The sequence below is a fragment of the Streptomyces sp. NPDC048353 genome, assembly GCF_055587165.1.
On the sequence record NZ_JBVJGU010000008.1, the window covers coordinates 18,814 to 34,405 of the forward strand.

The window sequence follows — 15,592 nt, forward strand, 5'->3', positions numbered from 1 at the left end:
TGGTGATCAGGACCGCCCAGGCGACGAGGTCCGTGAAGTGGCTGATTCGCATGGCGTCCACCCTGCGGGGTGGTCCGGGGCGGTGCAATCGGCACGGGAGAATGAGGGAAGCCGGAACGTCCGCACATGCTGTGGCCTGGGGGAACGACCCCTCCCTGGAACGCGTTCCTGGGACGGCGGACGAGGGGGACGGGGCGGGTGGCAGCGGAGACGGGCGATTTCGCGGAGCTGGTGCGCGGTCTTAAGGAACGATCCGGGCTCAGTTACGGGGCGTTGGCGAAGAAGCTGCACGTCAGCACGTCGACCCTGCACCGGTACTGCAACGGCGACGCCGTACCGACGGAGTTCGCTCCGGTGGAACGGCTGGGGCGGCTCTGCGGGGCCACCCGGAACGAGCTCGTCGAACTGCACCGGAGCTGGATCCTGGCCGACGAAGCCCGTCGGCGCGGGAAGGCCGCCCCCGCGGGGACCGAGCCGGCGGACCTCCCGGAGCCGACTGCCGTGGGGCCGGTCGCCGTGGAACCGGCCGTTGTCGAACCCGCTGCCGTTGAACCGACCGTCGCTGCAGCGACCGTCGCTGCACCGACCGTGGTGGAAGCGGCTGCCCCGCGGCCGGTCGGTGACGCCCCTCGCGGGTCGTCCCGTACGCGCGTGCGCCTCGCTGTCGCCGCCGCCGCGGCCGCCGTCGTCGTCGCGGTCGCCGTGCCCGTCGGGTACTCGATGGTCTCGGCCTCCGACTCCCCGCCCACGTCGCCGAAGGGGGCGCCGGCCGCCGCGGCGCCGCTGAGCGTCGGCGTCAGTTCGTACAACTGGGACGCCCCCTGCGGCCAGTACTACGCCCTCGACAAGGAACCGGGGCAGGTCCCGCCCCCGCCCACCCCGCAGGACACCCGCGGCTGGGCGCGCGCCCTCGACGGGGTGGACGGCGGCCGGATGATGCTCCAGCTCACCGCGGTCGGCAGGACGGAGGCGGCGGTGGTCATCAACGCCCTGCACGTACGGGTCGTGGAGCGCGCCGACCCCCTGGACCGGGCGGCCTACGCCATGGGCGACGGCTGCGGCGGCATCGTCACCCCGCAGTCCTTCGACATCGACCTCGACGCCCCCCGGCCCTACGCGAAGCCGGTCGCCGGCCATGACGGCGACGCGCCCGTGCCGGCCAAGGACTTCCCGTACAAGGTCTCCACCAGCGACCCCCAGGTCCTCAACCTCGACGTGCACACAGACGCCCATGTCGTCGGCTGGTACCTGGAGCTGGACTGGAGCAGCGGCGAACGGCACGGGAAGGTGCGCATCGACGACGACGGCGAGCCCTTCCGGACGAGTGCGATCGAAGGGAAGAAGACCTACGGCTACCGGCCCGACACGGGCACCTGGGCGGCCCAGGCCCAGTAGAGCCACGGACCTCCGGACGTCGGGTGCTGCGGACGTCGTGGGCCTGCGGACTTCCCGGGGTACGGCGAAGGCCCCGGCGCCGTACGAGACGGTGCCGGGGCCTTCGTGCGCTCGGGGCGGGAGCGGCCGCGCTTCGCGTCAGAGGCGCTCGGGCGTCCGGATGCCCAGCAGGGCCATGCCCTGGTGGAGCGTGCGGGCGGTCAGATCGCAGAGGAAGAGACGGTTCTCCGCGACGTCCTGCGCCGGCTCCGGCTTGATGACGGGGCACTGGTCGTAGAACGTCGTGTACAGCGAAGCCAGCTGGTACAGGTACGCGGCGAGCTTGTGCGGCGCATACTCCGCGGCGGCTTCCGACACCGTCTCGCCGAAGGTGTCCAGGTGCAGGCCGAGCGCACGCTCCGCTGCGGCCAGCTCCAGTTCGGGGTGGGCGAGCGGCATGCGGTCTCCCGCCTTCCCGAAGATCGACCTGATCCGCGCGTACGCGTACTGCAGGTACACCGAGGTGTCGCCGTTGAGCGAGACCATCTGGTCCAGGTCGAACTTGTAGTCGCGCGCGGCAGATGTCGACAGGTCGGCGTACTTCACCGCGCCGATGCCCACGTACTGGCCGTTCTCGACGATCTCCGCCTCGGTCAGGAGCGACTTGCCGGTCTTCTCGCGGAAGTCTTCCTCCTTCTCGCGCACCACCGACGTAGCCCGCTCCACGGCCTCGTCCAGCAGGTCCACCAGCCGGACCGTCTCGCCCTCACGGGTCTTGAACGGCTTGCCGTCCTTGCCGAGGACGGTGCCGAAGGCCAGCTGGACGGCCTTCACGTCGTCGTTCAGCCAGCCGGCCCGGCGGGCCGTCTCGAAGACCATCTTGAAGTGCAGCGACTGGCGGGCGTCGACCACGTACAGCAGGGTCGTCGCCTTCAGGTTCCGCACCCGGTCGCGGATCGCGGACAGGTCCGTCGCGGCGTAGCCGAAGCCGCCGTCGGACTTCTGGACGATCAACGGCGTCGGGTTGCCGTCCGGGCCCTTCACGTCGTCGAAGAACACGCACAGCGCGCCCTCGGAGCGCACCGCGACGCCCGACTCCTCCAGGATGCGGCAGGTCTCCACCAGCATGTCGTTGTAGCCGGACTCGCCGACGACGTCCGGGTCCCGGATGTCCATGTCGAGCTTGTCGAAGACGGAGTAGAAATAGATCTTCGACTCGTCGACGAACCGCTGCCACAGGGCGAGGGTCCGCTCTTCGCCGGCTTGGAGGTCCACGACCCGGGCCCGGGCCCGCGTCTTGAACTCGTCGTCGGAGTCGAAGAGGGCCCGCGAAGCTTTGTAGAGCCGGTTCAGGTTCGACATGGCCTCCTCACCGGAGACCTCTTCGCCCGAAGAGTGGTCCAGCTCGTGCGGGTGCTCGATCAGGAACTGGATGAGCATGCCGAACTGGGTGCCCCAGTCGCCGATGTGGTGGCGGCGGACCACGGTCTCGCCCGTGAACTCCAGGATCTCGACCATCGCGGCGCCGATCACGGCGGACCGCAGGTGCCCGACGTGCATCTCCTTCGCCACGTTCGGCTGGGCGTAGTCGATCACCGTCGTGCCCGCGGACTCGTTGAACGGCACGCCGAGCCGGGCGTCGGCGGCGCGGGCCGCCAGGGTCCGGACGATCGCCTCGTCGGTGACCGTGATGTTCAGGAAGCCGGGGCCGGAGACCTCGATCTCCTTCAGGACGTCGTTCTCCGGAATCGCGGCGACGACCTGCGTCGCCAGCTCGCGCGGGTTCCCCTTGAGCTTCTTGGCGAGCGCCAGGATGCCGTTCGCCTGGAAGTCGGCCCGGTCGCTTCGTCGCAGCAGCGGGTCGGCGGAACCGGCCTCCGGCAGAGCTGCCGAGAGGCCTTCCGCGAGGCGCTGCTGCACGGTCGAAGCGAGGGAAGGGACCGAGGCCATGAGCTTCCGTTCCTGTTGAGTTCGTCAGGTCTGATTCGCCTGTCAAGTGTCCCATGGGAGCGCAATGCGATTTCCCCGCCTGTGGACAACTCCGGGCACCACGGATCTCCGGCTGTGGACAACCCTGAAGCGGCCTCTTTCGTCTGGGAGAATGGCTCGCGTAGGGCTGGCGAAGCAGCACCCCTCAGGAAGAAGGACGTACCGACCGTGGCTCAGAGCAGCACCGAGACCGACTGGGTCTCCCGTTTCGCGGACGAGGTCATCGCCGAGTCGGAGCGACGTGCGCCTGGCAAACCGGTCGTCGTCGCCTCCGGACTCTCCCCCTCCGGCCCGATCCACCTGGGCAACCTCCGCGAGGTCATGACCCCGCACCTGGTCGCCGACGAGATCCGGCGCCGCGGGCACGAGGTCCGTCACCTCATCTCCTGGGACGACTACGACCGGTACCGCAAGGTGCCCAACGGCGTCGAGGGCGTCGACGCGTCCTGGGAAGCGCACATCGGCAAGCCGCTGACGTCCGTGCCCGCCCCGGCCGGCTCGGCGTACCCGAACTGGGCCGAGCACTTCAAGGCCGCGATGGTCGAGGCCCTGGCCGAACTGGGCGTCGAGTACGACCCCATCAGCCAGACCGAGCAGTACACCGCGGGCACCTACCGCGAGCAGATCCTGCACGCCATGCGGCACCGCGGCGACATCGACGCCATCCTCGACCAGTACCGGACGAAGAAGGCCCCGGGCAAGAAGTCCCAGAAGCCCGTCGACGCAGCCGAGCTGGAGGCCGAGGAGGGATCCGGCGCGGCGAGCGAGGACGACGGCTCCGGCGGCTCCGGCGGCTACTTCCCGTACAAGCCGTACTGCGGCCAGTGCGAGAAGGACCTGACGACCGTCACGTCCTACGACGACGAGACGACCGAGCTGGCCTACACCTGCACGGCCTGCGGCTTCGCCGAGACCGTCAAGCTGAGCGAGTTCAACCGCGGCAAGCTGGTCTGGAAGGTCGACTGGCCGATGCGCTGGGCCTTCGAAGGCGTGATCTTCGAGCCGTCCGGCGTGGACCACTCCTCGCCCGGCTCCTCGTTCGTCGTCGGCGGCCAGATCGTGCGGCAGATCTTCGACGGCGTGCAGCCGATCGGCCCGATGTACGCCTTCGTCGGCATCAGCGGCATGGCCAAGATGTCCTCCTCGCGCGGCGGCGTCCCGACGCCCGCCGACGCGCTGAAGATCATGGAGGCGCCGCTGCTGCGCTGGCTGTACGCCCGCCGCAAGCCCAACCAGTCCTTCAAGATCGCCTTCGACCAGGAGATCCAGCGGCTCTACGACGAGTGGGACAAGCTGGAGGCCAAGGTCCAGGACGGGACCGTGCTGCCCGCCGACGCCGCCGCGCACGCCCGTGCCGCGCGCACCGCGGCCGGCGAGCTGCCGCGCACCCCGCGCCCGCTTCCGTACCGGACGCTGGCCTCGGTCATGGACATCACGGCCGGCCACGACGAGCAGACCCTGCGCATCCTGACCGAGCTGGACCCGGAGAACCCCGTCACCTCCCTGGACGAGGTCCGGCCGCGGCTGGACCGCGCGGAGAACTGGATCACCACCCAGGTCCCGGCCGACCAGCGCACCATCGTCCGCGAGGAGCCCGACACCGAGCTGCTCGGCTCGCTGGACGACGAGGGGCGCGCGTCGCTGCGCCTGCTCCTGGAGGGCCTGGACACGCACTGGTCGCTCGACGGCCTGACCACGCTCGTCTACGGCGTCCCGAAGATCATGGCGGGCCTCGACCCCGAGGCCAAGCCGACCCCGGAGCTGAAGGTCGCCCAGCGCGCCTTCTTCGCCCTGCTTTACAAGCTGCTGGTCAGCCGCGAGACCGGCCCGCGTCTGCCCACGCTGCTGCTGGCCGTCGGCGCCGGCCGGGTGCGCAAGCTGCTGGGGGCCTGACCGCCCGCACGTCCCGCGACGTACCGCGAGCGACGTGCCCGCCGGCGACCGAGAAGGCCGCCGCCCGGATGCCGGGCGGCGGCCTTCCGCGTCGCCGCACGCTTCTGCATCCTTCGGATGAGACGCGGTTCGGCCGTGGGCATGACGAATTCAAGCGGGGCGCGGGAGACCGTGGAGGCATGAAGAACGAAACCATCGCGGTCATCGGCTGGGTCACCCTCGTGCAGGGCGTGCTCGGCGCAGGCGGGCGGATGTTCGGGGACCAGCCCTGGGGGCTGCTCCACAAATGGTGGGACATCCCGACCGCCGGCTACATCGCCCTCGCGGTCGTCGGCGTCGCGATCGCCGCGTGGGGCGAGGTGACGAAGAAGCGTGCCAAGGCCTGACGGCCGGTGACGACCGCCGCGTCCTGCCGGGTTCCGGGCGACGGGCCAGACCGAGGGGCGGCGACCGGCGACCTGTGGATTCCGGACTGCGGGTTCCGGATGGCGGGTTCCGCGCGGCGCCTGAGCGGGCAGCCAGATGGCAGGTCAGCCGGATAGCCGGTCAGGCAGGTAGCCGATCAGGCACGTGGTCGGTCAGGCAGGTGGGCCGGTCAGGCGATGTGGTTCTCCGCCAGTTCATGCTCCATGCGCTGCCGCAGGCGGGGCATCAACTGGCGCAGCATCGAGGCGCTGCGGGGGTGCTGGACGCCGTACCGGTCGCTCAGCAGTATGTCGAGCTGCTCCACGCTCGGCGGCTGCTGGTTCTCCTCGACGAATGTCCACATCGCCTTGTACGCGACCTCCGCGAACTCCTCCAGAGGCGGATCCGGCTCGACGTACTCCGCGTACTCCTCGAACTGCTCCGGGCCCTCCTGGCGCGGACCCGCCGGCACGTCCTCGGGGCCCTGCGGCACCGCCACGGGCGTCGGCTCCAGGCCCTCGACGTACTGCGGGGCGTAGGCGTTCTCGTACGCCTCCGGGGGAAGCTGCTGGGCCTGGAACCACGGGCTCTCGTGGTTCGCGGCCGCCTGCTCCTGCGCGATCTGCGCGGCTTGGGCCGCCTGGGCCGCCTGTGCGTCCATCCCGCCCTGGGCCGGGAAGCCACCGCCCTGACCGGGCGGACCCTGCGGAGCGCGCACCAGCTCCGGAGTCGGCTGCTGCCCCTGCACCCGAGCCTGGGGCCGGGCCGCGGTCGCGAGCGCCCCCAGGGGATCGGACGCCGACGGCGCCGCCGGTATCAGCGCCGGCTCCACGCCCGCCGCGGCGAGACCGGCCGCGGCCGTCTCCGCCAGCGGCACGCCGTACTTCGCCAGCCGCAGCGGCATCAGCGCCTCCACCGGCGCCTTGCGCCGCCACGCCCGCCCGAAACGGGCCTGCAGCCGCGCCTGGTAGATCAGCCGGTCCTGCTCCAGCTTGATGACCTGCTCGTACGACCGCAGTTCCCACAGCTTCATCCGGCGCCACAGCCGGAACGTCGGTATCGGGGACAGCAGCCAGCGGGTGAGCCGGACGCCCTCCATGTGCTTGTCGGCCGTGATGTCCGCGATGCGGCCCACCGCGTGCCGGGCCGCCTCCACGGCGACCACGAACAGCACCGGGATCACCGCGTGCATGCCGACGCCCAGCGGGTCCGGCCAGGCTGCCGCGCCGTTGAACGCGATCGTCGCCGCCGTCAGGACCCACGCCGTCTGCCGCAGCAGCGGGAACGGGATCCGGATCCAGGTCAGCAGCAGGTCGAGTGCGAGCAGCACACAGATGCCGGCGTCGATGCCGATGGGGAAGAAGTAGGAGAAGTCGCCGAAGCCCTTCTCCACGGCGAGCTCGCGCACGGCGGCGTACGAACCCGCGAAACCGATCCCGGCGATGATCACCGCACCGGCGACCACCACCCCGATCAGAATCTTGTGCGTGCGTGTCAGCTGCACCGCGGCCACCCGCGATCCCCTCCCGTTATTCGACATCTCGCGGGCACAGCGTGGCACATGTGTGCGGAGCCCGGCCCTCGGGGGAGGGCGGGGCTCCGCAGAAACCTGCGTATATGCGGTTGTTCAGGGTGAGTCGGAGGCCGCTCGTCGGCCCCCGCCGGCTCCCCGTCGACCCGTGCCGGCTGCCTTTCGGCTACTTGTTGGCCGCCGCGACGGCCGCAACGGCCTCGCGGGACGCCTTCACCGCGCCGTCCAGGATCGTCTTGTCGCTCGGGGTGGCCGACCCGGCGTAACCGGCACCGTTGTACGTGAGCAGCACGACGACGTTGCCCGTCCGCGCCACGATCGAGGCGTACTCGAAGTCCTCGTCCGTCTTGCGCAGTTCGTACGTGACGGCGCTCGCCTCGTCGCCGATGCCGCCGGCGGCCGTCGTCCGCAGCTTCTTGGCGCCCTCGGTGGCCTGGACCTTGGTCAGCTCCTTGGCGAGGTTCTCCTTGGCGCGGTCCTGGCCGCTGCCGAGGGAGTCGTCCGAGTCGTAGCGGTAGAAGGTGATGTCGAGCCAGCGGTACTGCGAGCCCTTCACGCCCTTCTCGTCCAGACCGTTCCACGAGCACCCGCCGCGGCGGGTGAGGTCCTTGGAGGCGGCCGCCGTGCCGTTCTTGGTCTTCGCCTTGGGCACCAGGGCCGCGGTCGTCTTCGACGAGATCGACTTGCAGAAGTCGGGCAGCTTCGCGTACTTCGCGGGCTCGACCTTCGGCTTCGACGGCGTGGGCTTCGGGGCGGCGGAGGCCGAGCCCTGGCCCTTGTCGGGGGCGGAACCGGAACCGCCGTCGGAGTCCGAGGAGCAGCCGGCGACGACGAGCATCACCGGGACGGCTGCGCAGGCGAGTATGCGGGTGAGTCGCGGGGCTGATCGGTGCATGGTTCCTTCAGTCGCTTGTCGTACGGGTCGGTCGCTTGACGGCCCGGGCGGCGGCCACGGTACGTCGACACGGTACGTGGTCGACGCGGGCTCACGGAGCGCGTCCGGGCGGCTACTCCTCCAGCCGCTCGGCGAGCAGCCGGGCCAGATTCTGGGCCTTTTCCTGCAGCTCCCGGCTGTCCGGCGCCACCGCGGGGTCGGTCGCCTGCTCCAGGTATTCGACCGTCACGATGACGTTCGATGTGCGGAACACCACGCTCACCGTGCGGTGACGGTCGCTGGATCCGCCGGTGGCGAGGACGTCGTCGAGGAAGGCGATGTCCCCGAGACCGTCCAGGAGGCGGGGCTCCAGCCCGGTGGGGGAGCCGGGGGCGGTCGGTGCTCCCGGGGGCGTGCCGGTGGGCGCACCCGAGGGGGTCCCGGACGGGGTGCCTGACGGGGTGCCGGCGGGGGTTCCCGCGGGCGTGGTGGGGTGCGTGGGGTTCGTCTTCGGTGTGCCGGCCGTTCCCGGTGTGCCCGCCGTGCCCGCTGGGGCGGGTGCGCTCGCTGTGCCCGGCGTGCCGGCAGGGGTCTGCGGGGAGGGCTGGGTCTGAGCGGGCTGGGGGAGGTCGGCCGCCGCCTGCTTGCGGTCGAACACCTGCTGCGCACGGTCGTCGTCGCTGATCGCGGGGTCGTAGGACACCACCCGCTCGATGTCGAGGACGAGGCGGTGCGAGGCGTCCGGCGCGTCGGCCTTCCACGTGCAGCCGACACGGCGGTCGGTGTCGTACGTGACCGTCGCCGCGCCGCGGTACGCCTTGTTCCGCTCCAGCTCGGGGAGTTCGGCGGCGCCCGGCAACAAGTCCTTGAGCGTGGCCGGCGAGACGGCTCGGCAGGGCTCGAAGAGGGTGCGGTACCGGCCCGGGGGTGCGACGGCGGTGACGGGGCCGGCCTTGGAGTCGACGGAGGCGTCGCCGCCGTCGCCGCCCGAGGAGCATCCGGTGAGGCCCGCCCCGATCCCGATCCCGAGCGCGAGCGCGGCCGCCGTGAACGCCGCGGGCCGTGTGCGGCCGGGGCCGTACGCCTGTCGCTGCACGCTCCCAGGCTCCCTTCTCCCGGGGTCACCCCCGAAAACTGTTTGCCGCCGGATGTCGGCCGATGGACACAATGTGTATCGCACGCACTGCCGTCGTTGCCGGTCCGTCGTCACCTGTACGGGCCTTGGTGCCGGTTTTTGCGTTTTCAGACTTTTCGGGGGAATCGAGGGGCTATGTCGTACGTCGAAGTGCCGGGCGCGAAGGTGCCGATCCGGATGTGGACCGATCCTTCCACGGTGGACGGCGGCGCCATGCAGCAGCTCCACAACACGGCCACGCTGCCGTGGATCAAGGGCCTGGCAGTGATGCCGGACGTGCATTTCGGCAAGGGTGCGACGGTCGGTTCGGTGATCGCGATGCACGGGGCGGTGTGTCCGGCGGCGGTGGGGGTGGACATCGGCTGCGGCATGTCGGCGGTCAAGACCTCGCTGACGGCGAACGATCTGCCGGGGGACCTCTCGCGGCTGCGGTCGAAGATCGAGCAGGCGATTCCGGTGGGGCGGGGGATGCACCGGGACGAGGTGGATCCGAGCCGGCTGTACCAGTTCCCGACGGCGGGGTGGGACGACTTCTGGTCGCGGTTCGACCATGTCGCCGATGCGGTCAAATTCCGTCGTGAACGGGCCGCGATGCAGATGGGAACGCTCGGCTCGGGAAATCACTTCATCGAATTCTGTCTTGATTCGACCGGTTCTGTCTGGCTCATGCTGCACTCGGGCTCGCGGAACATCGGCAAGGAGCTCGCCGAACACCACATCGGCGAGGCGCGGAAGCTGCCGCACAACCAGGGGCTGGTCGATCGCGACCTGGCCGTCTTCGTGGCGGACACCCCGCAGATGGCGGCGTACCGGAACGACCTCTTCTGGGCCCAGGAGTACGCGAAGTACAACCGCGCGATCATGATGGCGCTCTTCCAGGAGGTCGTCCGCCGGGAGTTCCGCAAGGCGAGGGTCACCTTCGACCCGGTGATCTCCTGCCACCACAACTACGTGGCGGAGGAGCGGTACGACGGGATGGACCTGCTCGTGACCCGTAAGGGCGCGATCCGTGCGGGGTCCGGCGAGTTCGGGATCATCCCGGGCTCGATGGGCACCGGGTCCTACATCGTGAAGGGCCTCGGGAACGCGGCCTCGTTCAACTCGGCCTCGCACGGCGCCGGCCGGAAGATGAGCCGCAGCGCGGCCAAGCGGCGCTTCTCGACGCGGGACCTGGAGGAGCAGACGCGGGGCGTGGAGTGCCGCAAGGACTCCGGCGTCGTGGACGAGATCCCGGGGGCGTACAAGCCGATCGAGAAGGTCATCGACCAGCAGAAGGACCTGGTCGAGGTCGTCGCCAAGCTGAAGCAGGTCATCTGCGTGAAGGGTTGAGCGGGGACGTCACGAGCGGGGAAGGGGAGGGGCCGGCGCGGTGCGCCGGCCCCTCCCCTTCCGCGTCCCCGGCCCTTCCGCCGCGGAGCGGCAGGGCGTCGGGCGTCAGAGCTCGCGGTGGACCTTGGTGTTGGAGGCCTGGGCGCGGGGGCGGACGACCAGGAGGTCGATGTTGACGTGCGGGGGGCGGGTGCAGGCCCAGGTGATGGTGTCGGCGACGTCGTCCGCGGTGAGGGGTTCGGCCACGCCCGCGTAGACCTTGGCGGCCTTGTCGGCGTCGCCGCGGAAGCGGGTGGTCGCGAACTCGTCCGTCTTCACCATGCCGGGGGCGACCTCGATGACGCGGACGGGGGTGCCGACGATCTCCAGGCGGAGGGTCTCGGCGAGGACGCGGGCGCCGTTCTTGGCGGCGACGTAACCCGCGCCGCCTTCGTAGGTGGAGTGGCCCGCGGTGGACGAGAGGACGACGACCGTGCCGTCGCCGCTCGCGGTGAGGGCGGGCAGCAGGGCCTGGGTGATGTTGAGGGTGCCGATGACGTTGACCTCGTACATCCGGCGCCAGTCCTCGGGGTCGCCGGTGGCGACGGGGTCGGCGCCGAGGGCGCCGCCCGCGTTGTTGACCAGGACGGCGATCGTGCGGAACGCGGTCGCGAAGGTGTCGACGGCCGCGCGGTCGGTGACGTCGAGGGCGTAGGCGGTGGCCTGGTGGCCGGCCTCGTTGATCTCGGCGGCGAGGGCCTCGATGCGGTCCTTGCGGCGGGCGGTGAGGACCACGCGGTACCCGGCGGCGGCGAGCTGCCTGGCCGTGGCCGCGCCGATACCGCTGCTCGCTCCGGTGACGACGGCGATAGGGGTACCGGCGGCAGTCATGGCGTGCTCCTCGTGCGTGGGTTCGATGAGGTCGATCGCCTGATCAGGATAGGCGGGGGGTGTGGGGCGCGGCTGCGGGGAGGTGTCAGCGCGCGCGGGGCGCGTACATGATCACGGCCATGCCGACGAGGCAGACGAGGGCCCCGATCACGTCCCACCGGTCCGGGCGGTATCCGTCGGCGACCATGCCCCAGGCGATCGAGCCGGCGACGAAGACCCCGCCGTAGGCGGCGAGGATGCGGCCGAACTCGGCGTCGGGCTGGAGGGTGGCCACGAAGCCGTAGACACCGAGGGCGATGACTCCGGCGCCGATCCAGACCCAGCCGCGGTGTTCGCGGACGCCTTGCCAGACGAGCCAGGCGCCGCCGATCTCGAACAGGGCGGCGAGGCCGAACAGGGCGGCCGAGCGGGCGATGAGCATGGGGTCAGAGTGCCACGAGGACACGCGGACTGATGGATAGTCAGACCATATGCGGATCTATCGGTATCTTCGGGGCATGAGTGCGAAGCGTGCGGCGTTGCCGGGTGCGGCCCCGGCGGTCCTGGTGGCGGCCTTGGTGGCGGTCTTGGTGGCCTTCGTGGTGGTCGGTGCGGGCGGGACCGCCCGTGCGGTGGCTCCGGTCGCCGGCCCGCTGGTCGGTCGGGTGGCCGGTCCGGTGGCCGGTCCGATGGTCGGCCCGGTGGCCGCGATGGCCGGTCCCGTGGCCGGTCCGGTGGCCGGGCTGGAGGTCGTCCCGGTCGTCGGTCCGGAGGACGGCCTGGAGGGCGGTCCGGAGGGCGGTGTGAGCAGCGTTCCGGACGATGGTCCGGACGGCGGTTCGGGAACTGCTGCCGGCGTCGGCGCCAACCTCGGTCCGGCGGGTGTGCCCGAGGCGGATCTGGCCCATCACGGTCATGCCTCCCTCTGGGACGGCCGGCTCGGTCTCCGGCTGGTGAGTGAGAACCACGGGCCGGCCCATGTGTCCCAGGCGACCGTGCGGCTCGGCTTCTCGCACCCGCTGGCCGGTGGGCAGCGGCTGCCGGCGTCCTGTCTGTGGGTCAGCGACCGGATCATCGCCTGCCGGACCGGCGAGCTACGCGCCGCCGGGGCGGCCGGTGAGCTGACGCTCGACCTGCGGACGGCGGGCGCCCCGGACGAGCTGACCGTCGAGGTCGGCACCGTCTGGAGCGACGGAGTCGCCGACCGGAACCCGCGGAACGACCGGCACCGCGTGCTCGTCCTGGCGACGGGCGACCGGTACGTGTTCTGACGCCCGCCGCGGCTCCCTCGGCGGCTCGGGCCTCAGTCGCTCGCGCCGCCGCTCCAGAAGGCGTACCCGTCGGGCCGGACCAGCAGCGCCGTGCGGCGGGACGGCTCGGCCCAGGTGGCCCGTACGAGACGGGACGGCGCGACGGGGGCGGCCGGCGGGAGGGCCGGGCGGGCGGACTCGGGGGCGATCAGGACGAACTCGCCCCGCCGCAGCAGTTCGTAGAGCCTCCCCTCGCGCAGCTCCAGGTCGGGGACGCGCGCTCCCTCCCGGCCGTACCCGATGCCGATGCCGCTGATCATCCCCATCACCTTGGCGGAGGCCGGCCTCACCGCCGTGACCACGCGGGGGACGACGGCGCGGGCGGCGCGCAGCAGCGGGCCCCGGGCCATGGCGAGACGGATGATCGCGCCGCTGCTGCGCAGCACCGCGGCGCCCACCGGGTGCCGTTCGGACTGGTAGCTGTCGAGCAGTGCCTCCGGGTCGGGGGCCTCCCCGCGCAGGACGGCGGCGAGCTTCCAGGAGAGGTTGGCGGCGTCCTGGAGGCCGGTGTTCATGCCCTGTCCTCCGGCGGGGGAGTGGACGTGGGCGGCGTCCCCGGCGAGGAAGACACGGCCCACGCGGTAGGCGGGGGCCTGGCGTTCGTCGCTGTGGAAGCGGGAGATCCAGCGGGCGTCGTGCATCCCGAAGTCGGTGCCGAACGCCTGGCGGGTGAGGGCGCGCATCTCTTCTAGGTCGACGGGGGCGCTGTCCGGGACCTGGCGGGTGCGGTCCCAGCCCATCACGCGGTACCAGCCGTCGCCGAAGGGGGCGATGAAGGCGAAGCTGTCCCCCGAGCCGTTGACCGTGAAGAGCTCCGCCGGTGCCTCGGACAGGCGGACGTCGGCGAGGACGAGGGAGCGGAGTACCGAGGCGCCGGGGAAGGGCAGCCCGAGCGCGGTCCGCACGGAGCTGCGGAAGCCGTCGGTCCCGATCGCGTACCGGGCGCGGAGGGTGGTGGCCGTCCCGTCGGGTCCGGTGACCTCGGCGGTCACGCCGTCGGGGTCCTGGCGCAGGCCGTGCAGCTCGGTGCCGTGGCGGAGGTCCACCGCCGTGTCGACTGCGCGCCGTTCGAGCAGTCTCTCGACTTCGTACTGCGGGGTGACGAGGAGGTACGGGAAGCGGGTGGGCAGCCGGCCCAGGTCGAGGGTGAGGCGGCGGAAGAGCCGCATCCGGGTGATCCGGCTGCCGGTGGCGACGAGGTCGTCGGCGAGGCCGCGGGCGTCGAGCAGCTCCAGGGTGCGGGCGTGGACGGCGAAGGCGCGGGTCAGGTTGCCGACGCCGGGCGGGCGCCGCTCGATCAGGGTGACGCGCAGTCCGGAGGCGGCGAGGTCGCCGGCGAGGAGCAGGCCGGTGGGGCCGGCTCCGACGACGAGCACGTCCGTGTCCAGCTGGTGATTCATGGCTGCCTCCCAAGGCCGGGAACCGGGGCGCGGCGACCCGTCGCCGTGCAGGGCGAACGGACGTGGCCAACAGGCGTAGGCCAACGGTTGTTGGTCAACGCTTGTTGGCAACGCTAGGTCCGGCCCTCGCCGGTGTCAACACCCGTAGGCCTACACTTGTGGACATGACGACCGCCCGCCGCTCCGACGCCACCCGCGCCGCGATCCTCGACTCCGCCCGCGAGCGCTTCGCCTCCGACGGGTACGAGCGCGCCACCATCCGGGCCATCGCCCGTGACGCGGGCATCGACCCCTCGATGGTCATGCGCTACTACGGCAACAAGGAGGGGCTCTTCGCGGCCGCGTCCGCGTTCGACCTGCGCCTGCCCGAGCTGGGCGCGCTGCCCGACCGGCACATCGGCGCCGTCCTCGTCACGCACTTCCTGGACCGGTGGGAGCAGGACGAGGCCCTCACCGCGCTGCTCCGGGTCTGCGCCACCAACGCCACCGGCGCCGAGCGCATGCAGACGATCTTCGCCGAGCAGCTCGGCCCGGTGACGCGCGGCGTCTGCCCCGACCCCGCCGAGGCGCCCCGGCGCGCCGCGCTCGTCGCCTCCCAGATCCTCGGCATGGCGCTGACCCGCTACGTGCTGCGGCTGCCGCCGGCCGTCGAGCTGTCCCGCGACGAGATCATCGCGTGGCTCGCGCCGACCGTTCAGCGCTACCTCACCGCCGAGGCGCCCTAGGGATGCCCGCCCCCGTGCCGGCGCCGATCAGCGTGCCGTCGCGCCGCCGAATTCGCGCAGGGCGTCGGTGACGATCGCCTCCAGGCGGGCGTGGTGGGCGCCCCGCCAGTACACCCGCTCGCAGGCCGTGCACCGGGCGAAGACGTCGTACGTCTTCTCCGTGCCCTGCTCCAGACGCTCGCGGACCGAGTCCTTGTCGGCGTCGGTCAGTTCGCCGTTGCAGGCCGTGCAGCGCGTCCACGGCCGCAGGGCCGGAGCGAACCGCTCCAGGACGTCCCGGAGCTGGTCCTCCGGCCGGTCGCTGTACACATAGGCCCCGGCCCACAGCTCCCTGCGCCGCAGCAGGCCGCGGTCCCGGGAGAGCATCACCCGTCGCTCCCGCGCGGAGAGCGTGGCGAGCGCGGGGTCGCCGATGTCCTCGCTTTCGTACGCCGCGTCGACCCCGAGGAGCCGCAGCCGCCTGGCCAGCGTCCCGAGGTGGACGTCCAGCAGGAAACGGAGCGGGGCGCCCGGCACCGCCTGGGGGCGGTCGACGCTCTCCACCTCGACCGTCTCGCCCGCCGCCGGGACGTGGGAGACCTCGACCGGAACCCCGTCCACGAACAGCCGCCCCGCCTCCGTGAGCGGAATGCCGAGCGATTCCACGACGTGGCCGAGCGTCGAGACGCCGTCGGTCACCACGGTGGTGCGCCCCGGGCGTCGCTCCGCCGAGACGAAGATCCGCAGGCCGGGGGCGAAGCTGATCTGGATCTCCGGTCCGTTCACGGTGACAGGATGT

The 15,592-nt window shown here is 71.7% G+C and carries 14 protein-coding genes; 6 read left to right on the top strand and 8 right to left on the bottom strand.

Going from position 1 to position 15,592, the window contains the following annotated elements; translation table 11 throughout:
• Positions 1-198: 198 nt before the first annotated feature.
• Positions 199-1,395, top strand: a complete 1,197-nt coding sequence (locus tag ACZ6RC_RS26245; RefSeq protein WP_469587558.1) for a helix-turn-helix domain-containing protein — start codon at positions 199-201, stop codon at positions 1,393-1,395.
• A gap of 138 nt (positions 1,396-1,533) precedes the next feature.
• On the opposite strand, the gene argS is transcribed toward ACZ6RC_RS26245, so the two are convergent.
• A complete protein-coding gene (argS, locus tag ACZ6RC_RS26250) occupies positions 1,534-3,324 on the bottom strand; it encodes an arginine--tRNA ligase (protein ID WP_469587561.1) in 1,791 nt (596 codons plus the stop codon).
• Positions 3,325-3,531: 207 nt separating this feature from the next.
• Here argS and lysS point away from each other — a divergent pair, with 207 nt between their 5' ends.
• Together lysS and ACZ6RC_RS26260 are read left to right on the top strand one after the other, a co-directional pair.
• On the top strand, positions 3,532-5,256 hold the full coding sequence (lysS, locus tag ACZ6RC_RS26255; protein WP_469587563.1) for a lysine--tRNA ligase: 1,725 nt from the start codon (positions 3,532-3,534) through the stop codon (positions 5,254-5,256).
• Between the two features lie 179 nt (positions 5,257-5,435).
• Positions 5,436-5,642, top strand: coding sequence for a hypothetical protein (locus ACZ6RC_RS26260; RefSeq protein ID WP_453617573.1), 207 nt, complete (start codon positions 5,436-5,438; stop codon positions 5,640-5,642).
• A 209-nt stretch (positions 5,643-5,851) separates the two neighbouring features.
• Here the strand turns inward: ACZ6RC_RS26260 and ACZ6RC_RS26265 are convergent, their stop codons facing one another.
• The 3 genes from ACZ6RC_RS26265 to ACZ6RC_RS26275 all read right to left on the bottom strand — a co-directional run bounded on the left by ACZ6RC_RS26265 (position 5,852) and on the right by ACZ6RC_RS26275 (position 9,162).
• Entirely contained in the window at positions 5,852-7,174 is a 1,323-nt protein-coding gene (locus ACZ6RC_RS26265; protein WP_469587569.1) for a DUF2637 domain-containing protein, read from the bottom strand.
• Positions 7,175-7,358: 184 nt separating this feature from the next.
• Positions 7,359-8,087, bottom strand: a complete 729-nt coding sequence (locus tag ACZ6RC_RS26270; protein WP_391146055.1) for a DUF3558 family protein — start codon at positions 8,085-8,087, stop codon at positions 7,359-7,361.
• Between the two features lie 112 nt (positions 8,088-8,199).
• Positions 8,200-9,162, bottom strand: coding sequence for a DUF3558 domain-containing protein (locus ACZ6RC_RS26275; protein WP_469587572.1), 963 nt, complete (start codon positions 9,160-9,162; stop codon positions 8,200-8,202).
• Positions 9,163-9,336: 174 nt separating this feature from the next.
• Here ACZ6RC_RS26275 and ACZ6RC_RS26280 point away from each other — a divergent pair, with 174 nt between their 5' ends.
• Positions 9,337-10,530, top strand: a complete 1,194-nt coding sequence (locus ACZ6RC_RS26280) for an RtcB family protein (protein WP_469587575.1) — start codon at positions 9,337-9,339, stop codon at positions 10,528-10,530.
• 105 nt (positions 10,531-10,635) lie between these two features.
• Here ACZ6RC_RS26280 and ACZ6RC_RS26285 read toward each other — a convergent pair whose 3' ends face one another.
• Positions 10,636-11,400, bottom strand: coding sequence for an SDR family NAD(P)-dependent oxidoreductase (locus tag ACZ6RC_RS26285; RefSeq protein ID WP_469587578.1), 765 nt, complete (start codon positions 11,398-11,400; stop codon positions 10,636-10,638).
• A gap of 85 nt (positions 11,401-11,485) precedes the next feature.
• The gene (locus ACZ6RC_RS26290) at positions 11,486-11,821 is read right to left on the bottom strand and encodes a YnfA family protein (RefSeq protein WP_391146045.1); all 336 of its coding nucleotides are present in this window, start codon (positions 11,819-11,821) and stop codon (positions 11,486-11,488) included.
• A 76-nt stretch (positions 11,822-11,897) separates the two neighbouring features.
• On the opposite strand from ACZ6RC_RS26290, the gene ACZ6RC_RS26295 reads away from it, so the two are divergent.
• Complete coding sequence (locus ACZ6RC_RS26295; protein ID WP_469587581.1) at positions 11,898-12,650, top strand: hypothetical protein; 753 nt, start codon at positions 11,898-11,900, stop codon at positions 12,648-12,650.
• A gap of 32 nt (positions 12,651-12,682) precedes the next feature.
• Here the strand turns inward: ACZ6RC_RS26295 and ACZ6RC_RS26300 are convergent, their stop codons facing one another.
• Positions 12,683-14,089: an FAD-dependent oxidoreductase gene (locus tag ACZ6RC_RS26300; protein WP_469587584.1), complete on the bottom strand. Its 1,407-nt coding sequence runs from the start codon at positions 14,087-14,089 to the stop codon at positions 12,683-12,685.
• 164 nt (positions 14,090-14,253) lie between these two features.
• Here ACZ6RC_RS26300 and ACZ6RC_RS26305 point away from each other — a divergent pair, with 164 nt between their 5' ends.
• Positions 14,254-14,814, top strand: coding sequence for a TetR/AcrR family transcriptional regulator (locus ACZ6RC_RS26305; protein WP_391146038.1), 561 nt, complete (start codon positions 14,254-14,256; stop codon positions 14,812-14,814).
• A gap of 27 nt (positions 14,815-14,841) precedes the next feature.
• On the opposite strand, the gene ACZ6RC_RS26310 is transcribed toward ACZ6RC_RS26305, so the two are convergent.
• Positions 14,842-15,579, bottom strand: a complete 738-nt coding sequence (locus ACZ6RC_RS26310) for a Mut7-C RNAse domain-containing protein (RefSeq protein ID WP_469587589.1) — start codon at positions 15,577-15,579, stop codon at positions 14,842-14,844.
• Positions 15,580-15,592 lie beyond the last annotated feature (13 nt).

Excerpts from the sequence above, each read along its gene's own strand:
- ACZ6RC_RS26300 (WP_469587584.1), bottom strand. The coding sequence starts at position 14,089 with ATGAATCACCAGCTGGACACGGACGTGCTCGTCGTCGGAGCCGGCCCC.
- ACZ6RC_RS26260 (WP_453617573.1), top strand. The coding sequence starts at position 5,436 with ATGAAGAACGAAACCATCGCGGTCATCGGCTGGGTCACCCTCGTGCAG.
- ACZ6RC_RS26305 (WP_391146038.1), top strand. The coding sequence starts at position 14,254 with ATGACGACCGCCCGCCGCTCCGACGCCACCCGCGCCGCGATCCTCGAC.
- argS (WP_469587561.1), bottom strand. The coding sequence starts at position 3,324 with ATGGCCTCGGTCCCTTCCCTCGCTTCGACCGTGCAGCAGCGCCTCGCG.
- ACZ6RC_RS26280 (WP_469587575.1), top strand. The coding sequence starts at position 9,337 with ATGTCGTACGTCGAAGTGCCGGGCGCGAAGGTGCCGATCCGGATGTGG.
- ACZ6RC_RS26285 (WP_469587578.1), bottom strand. The coding sequence starts at position 11,400 with ATGACTGCCGCCGGTACCCCTATCGCCGTCGTCACCGGAGCGAGCAGC.
- ACZ6RC_RS26290 (WP_391146045.1), bottom strand. The coding sequence starts at position 11,821 with ATGCTCATCGCCCGCTCGGCCGCCCTGTTCGGCCTCGCCGCCCTGTTC.
- ACZ6RC_RS26295 (WP_469587581.1), top strand. The coding sequence starts at position 11,898 with ATGAGTGCGAAGCGTGCGGCGTTGCCGGGTGCGGCCCCGGCGGTCCTG.
- ACZ6RC_RS26270 (WP_391146055.1), bottom strand. The coding sequence starts at position 8,087 with ATGCACCGATCAGCCCCGCGACTCACCCGCATACTCGCCTGCGCAGCC.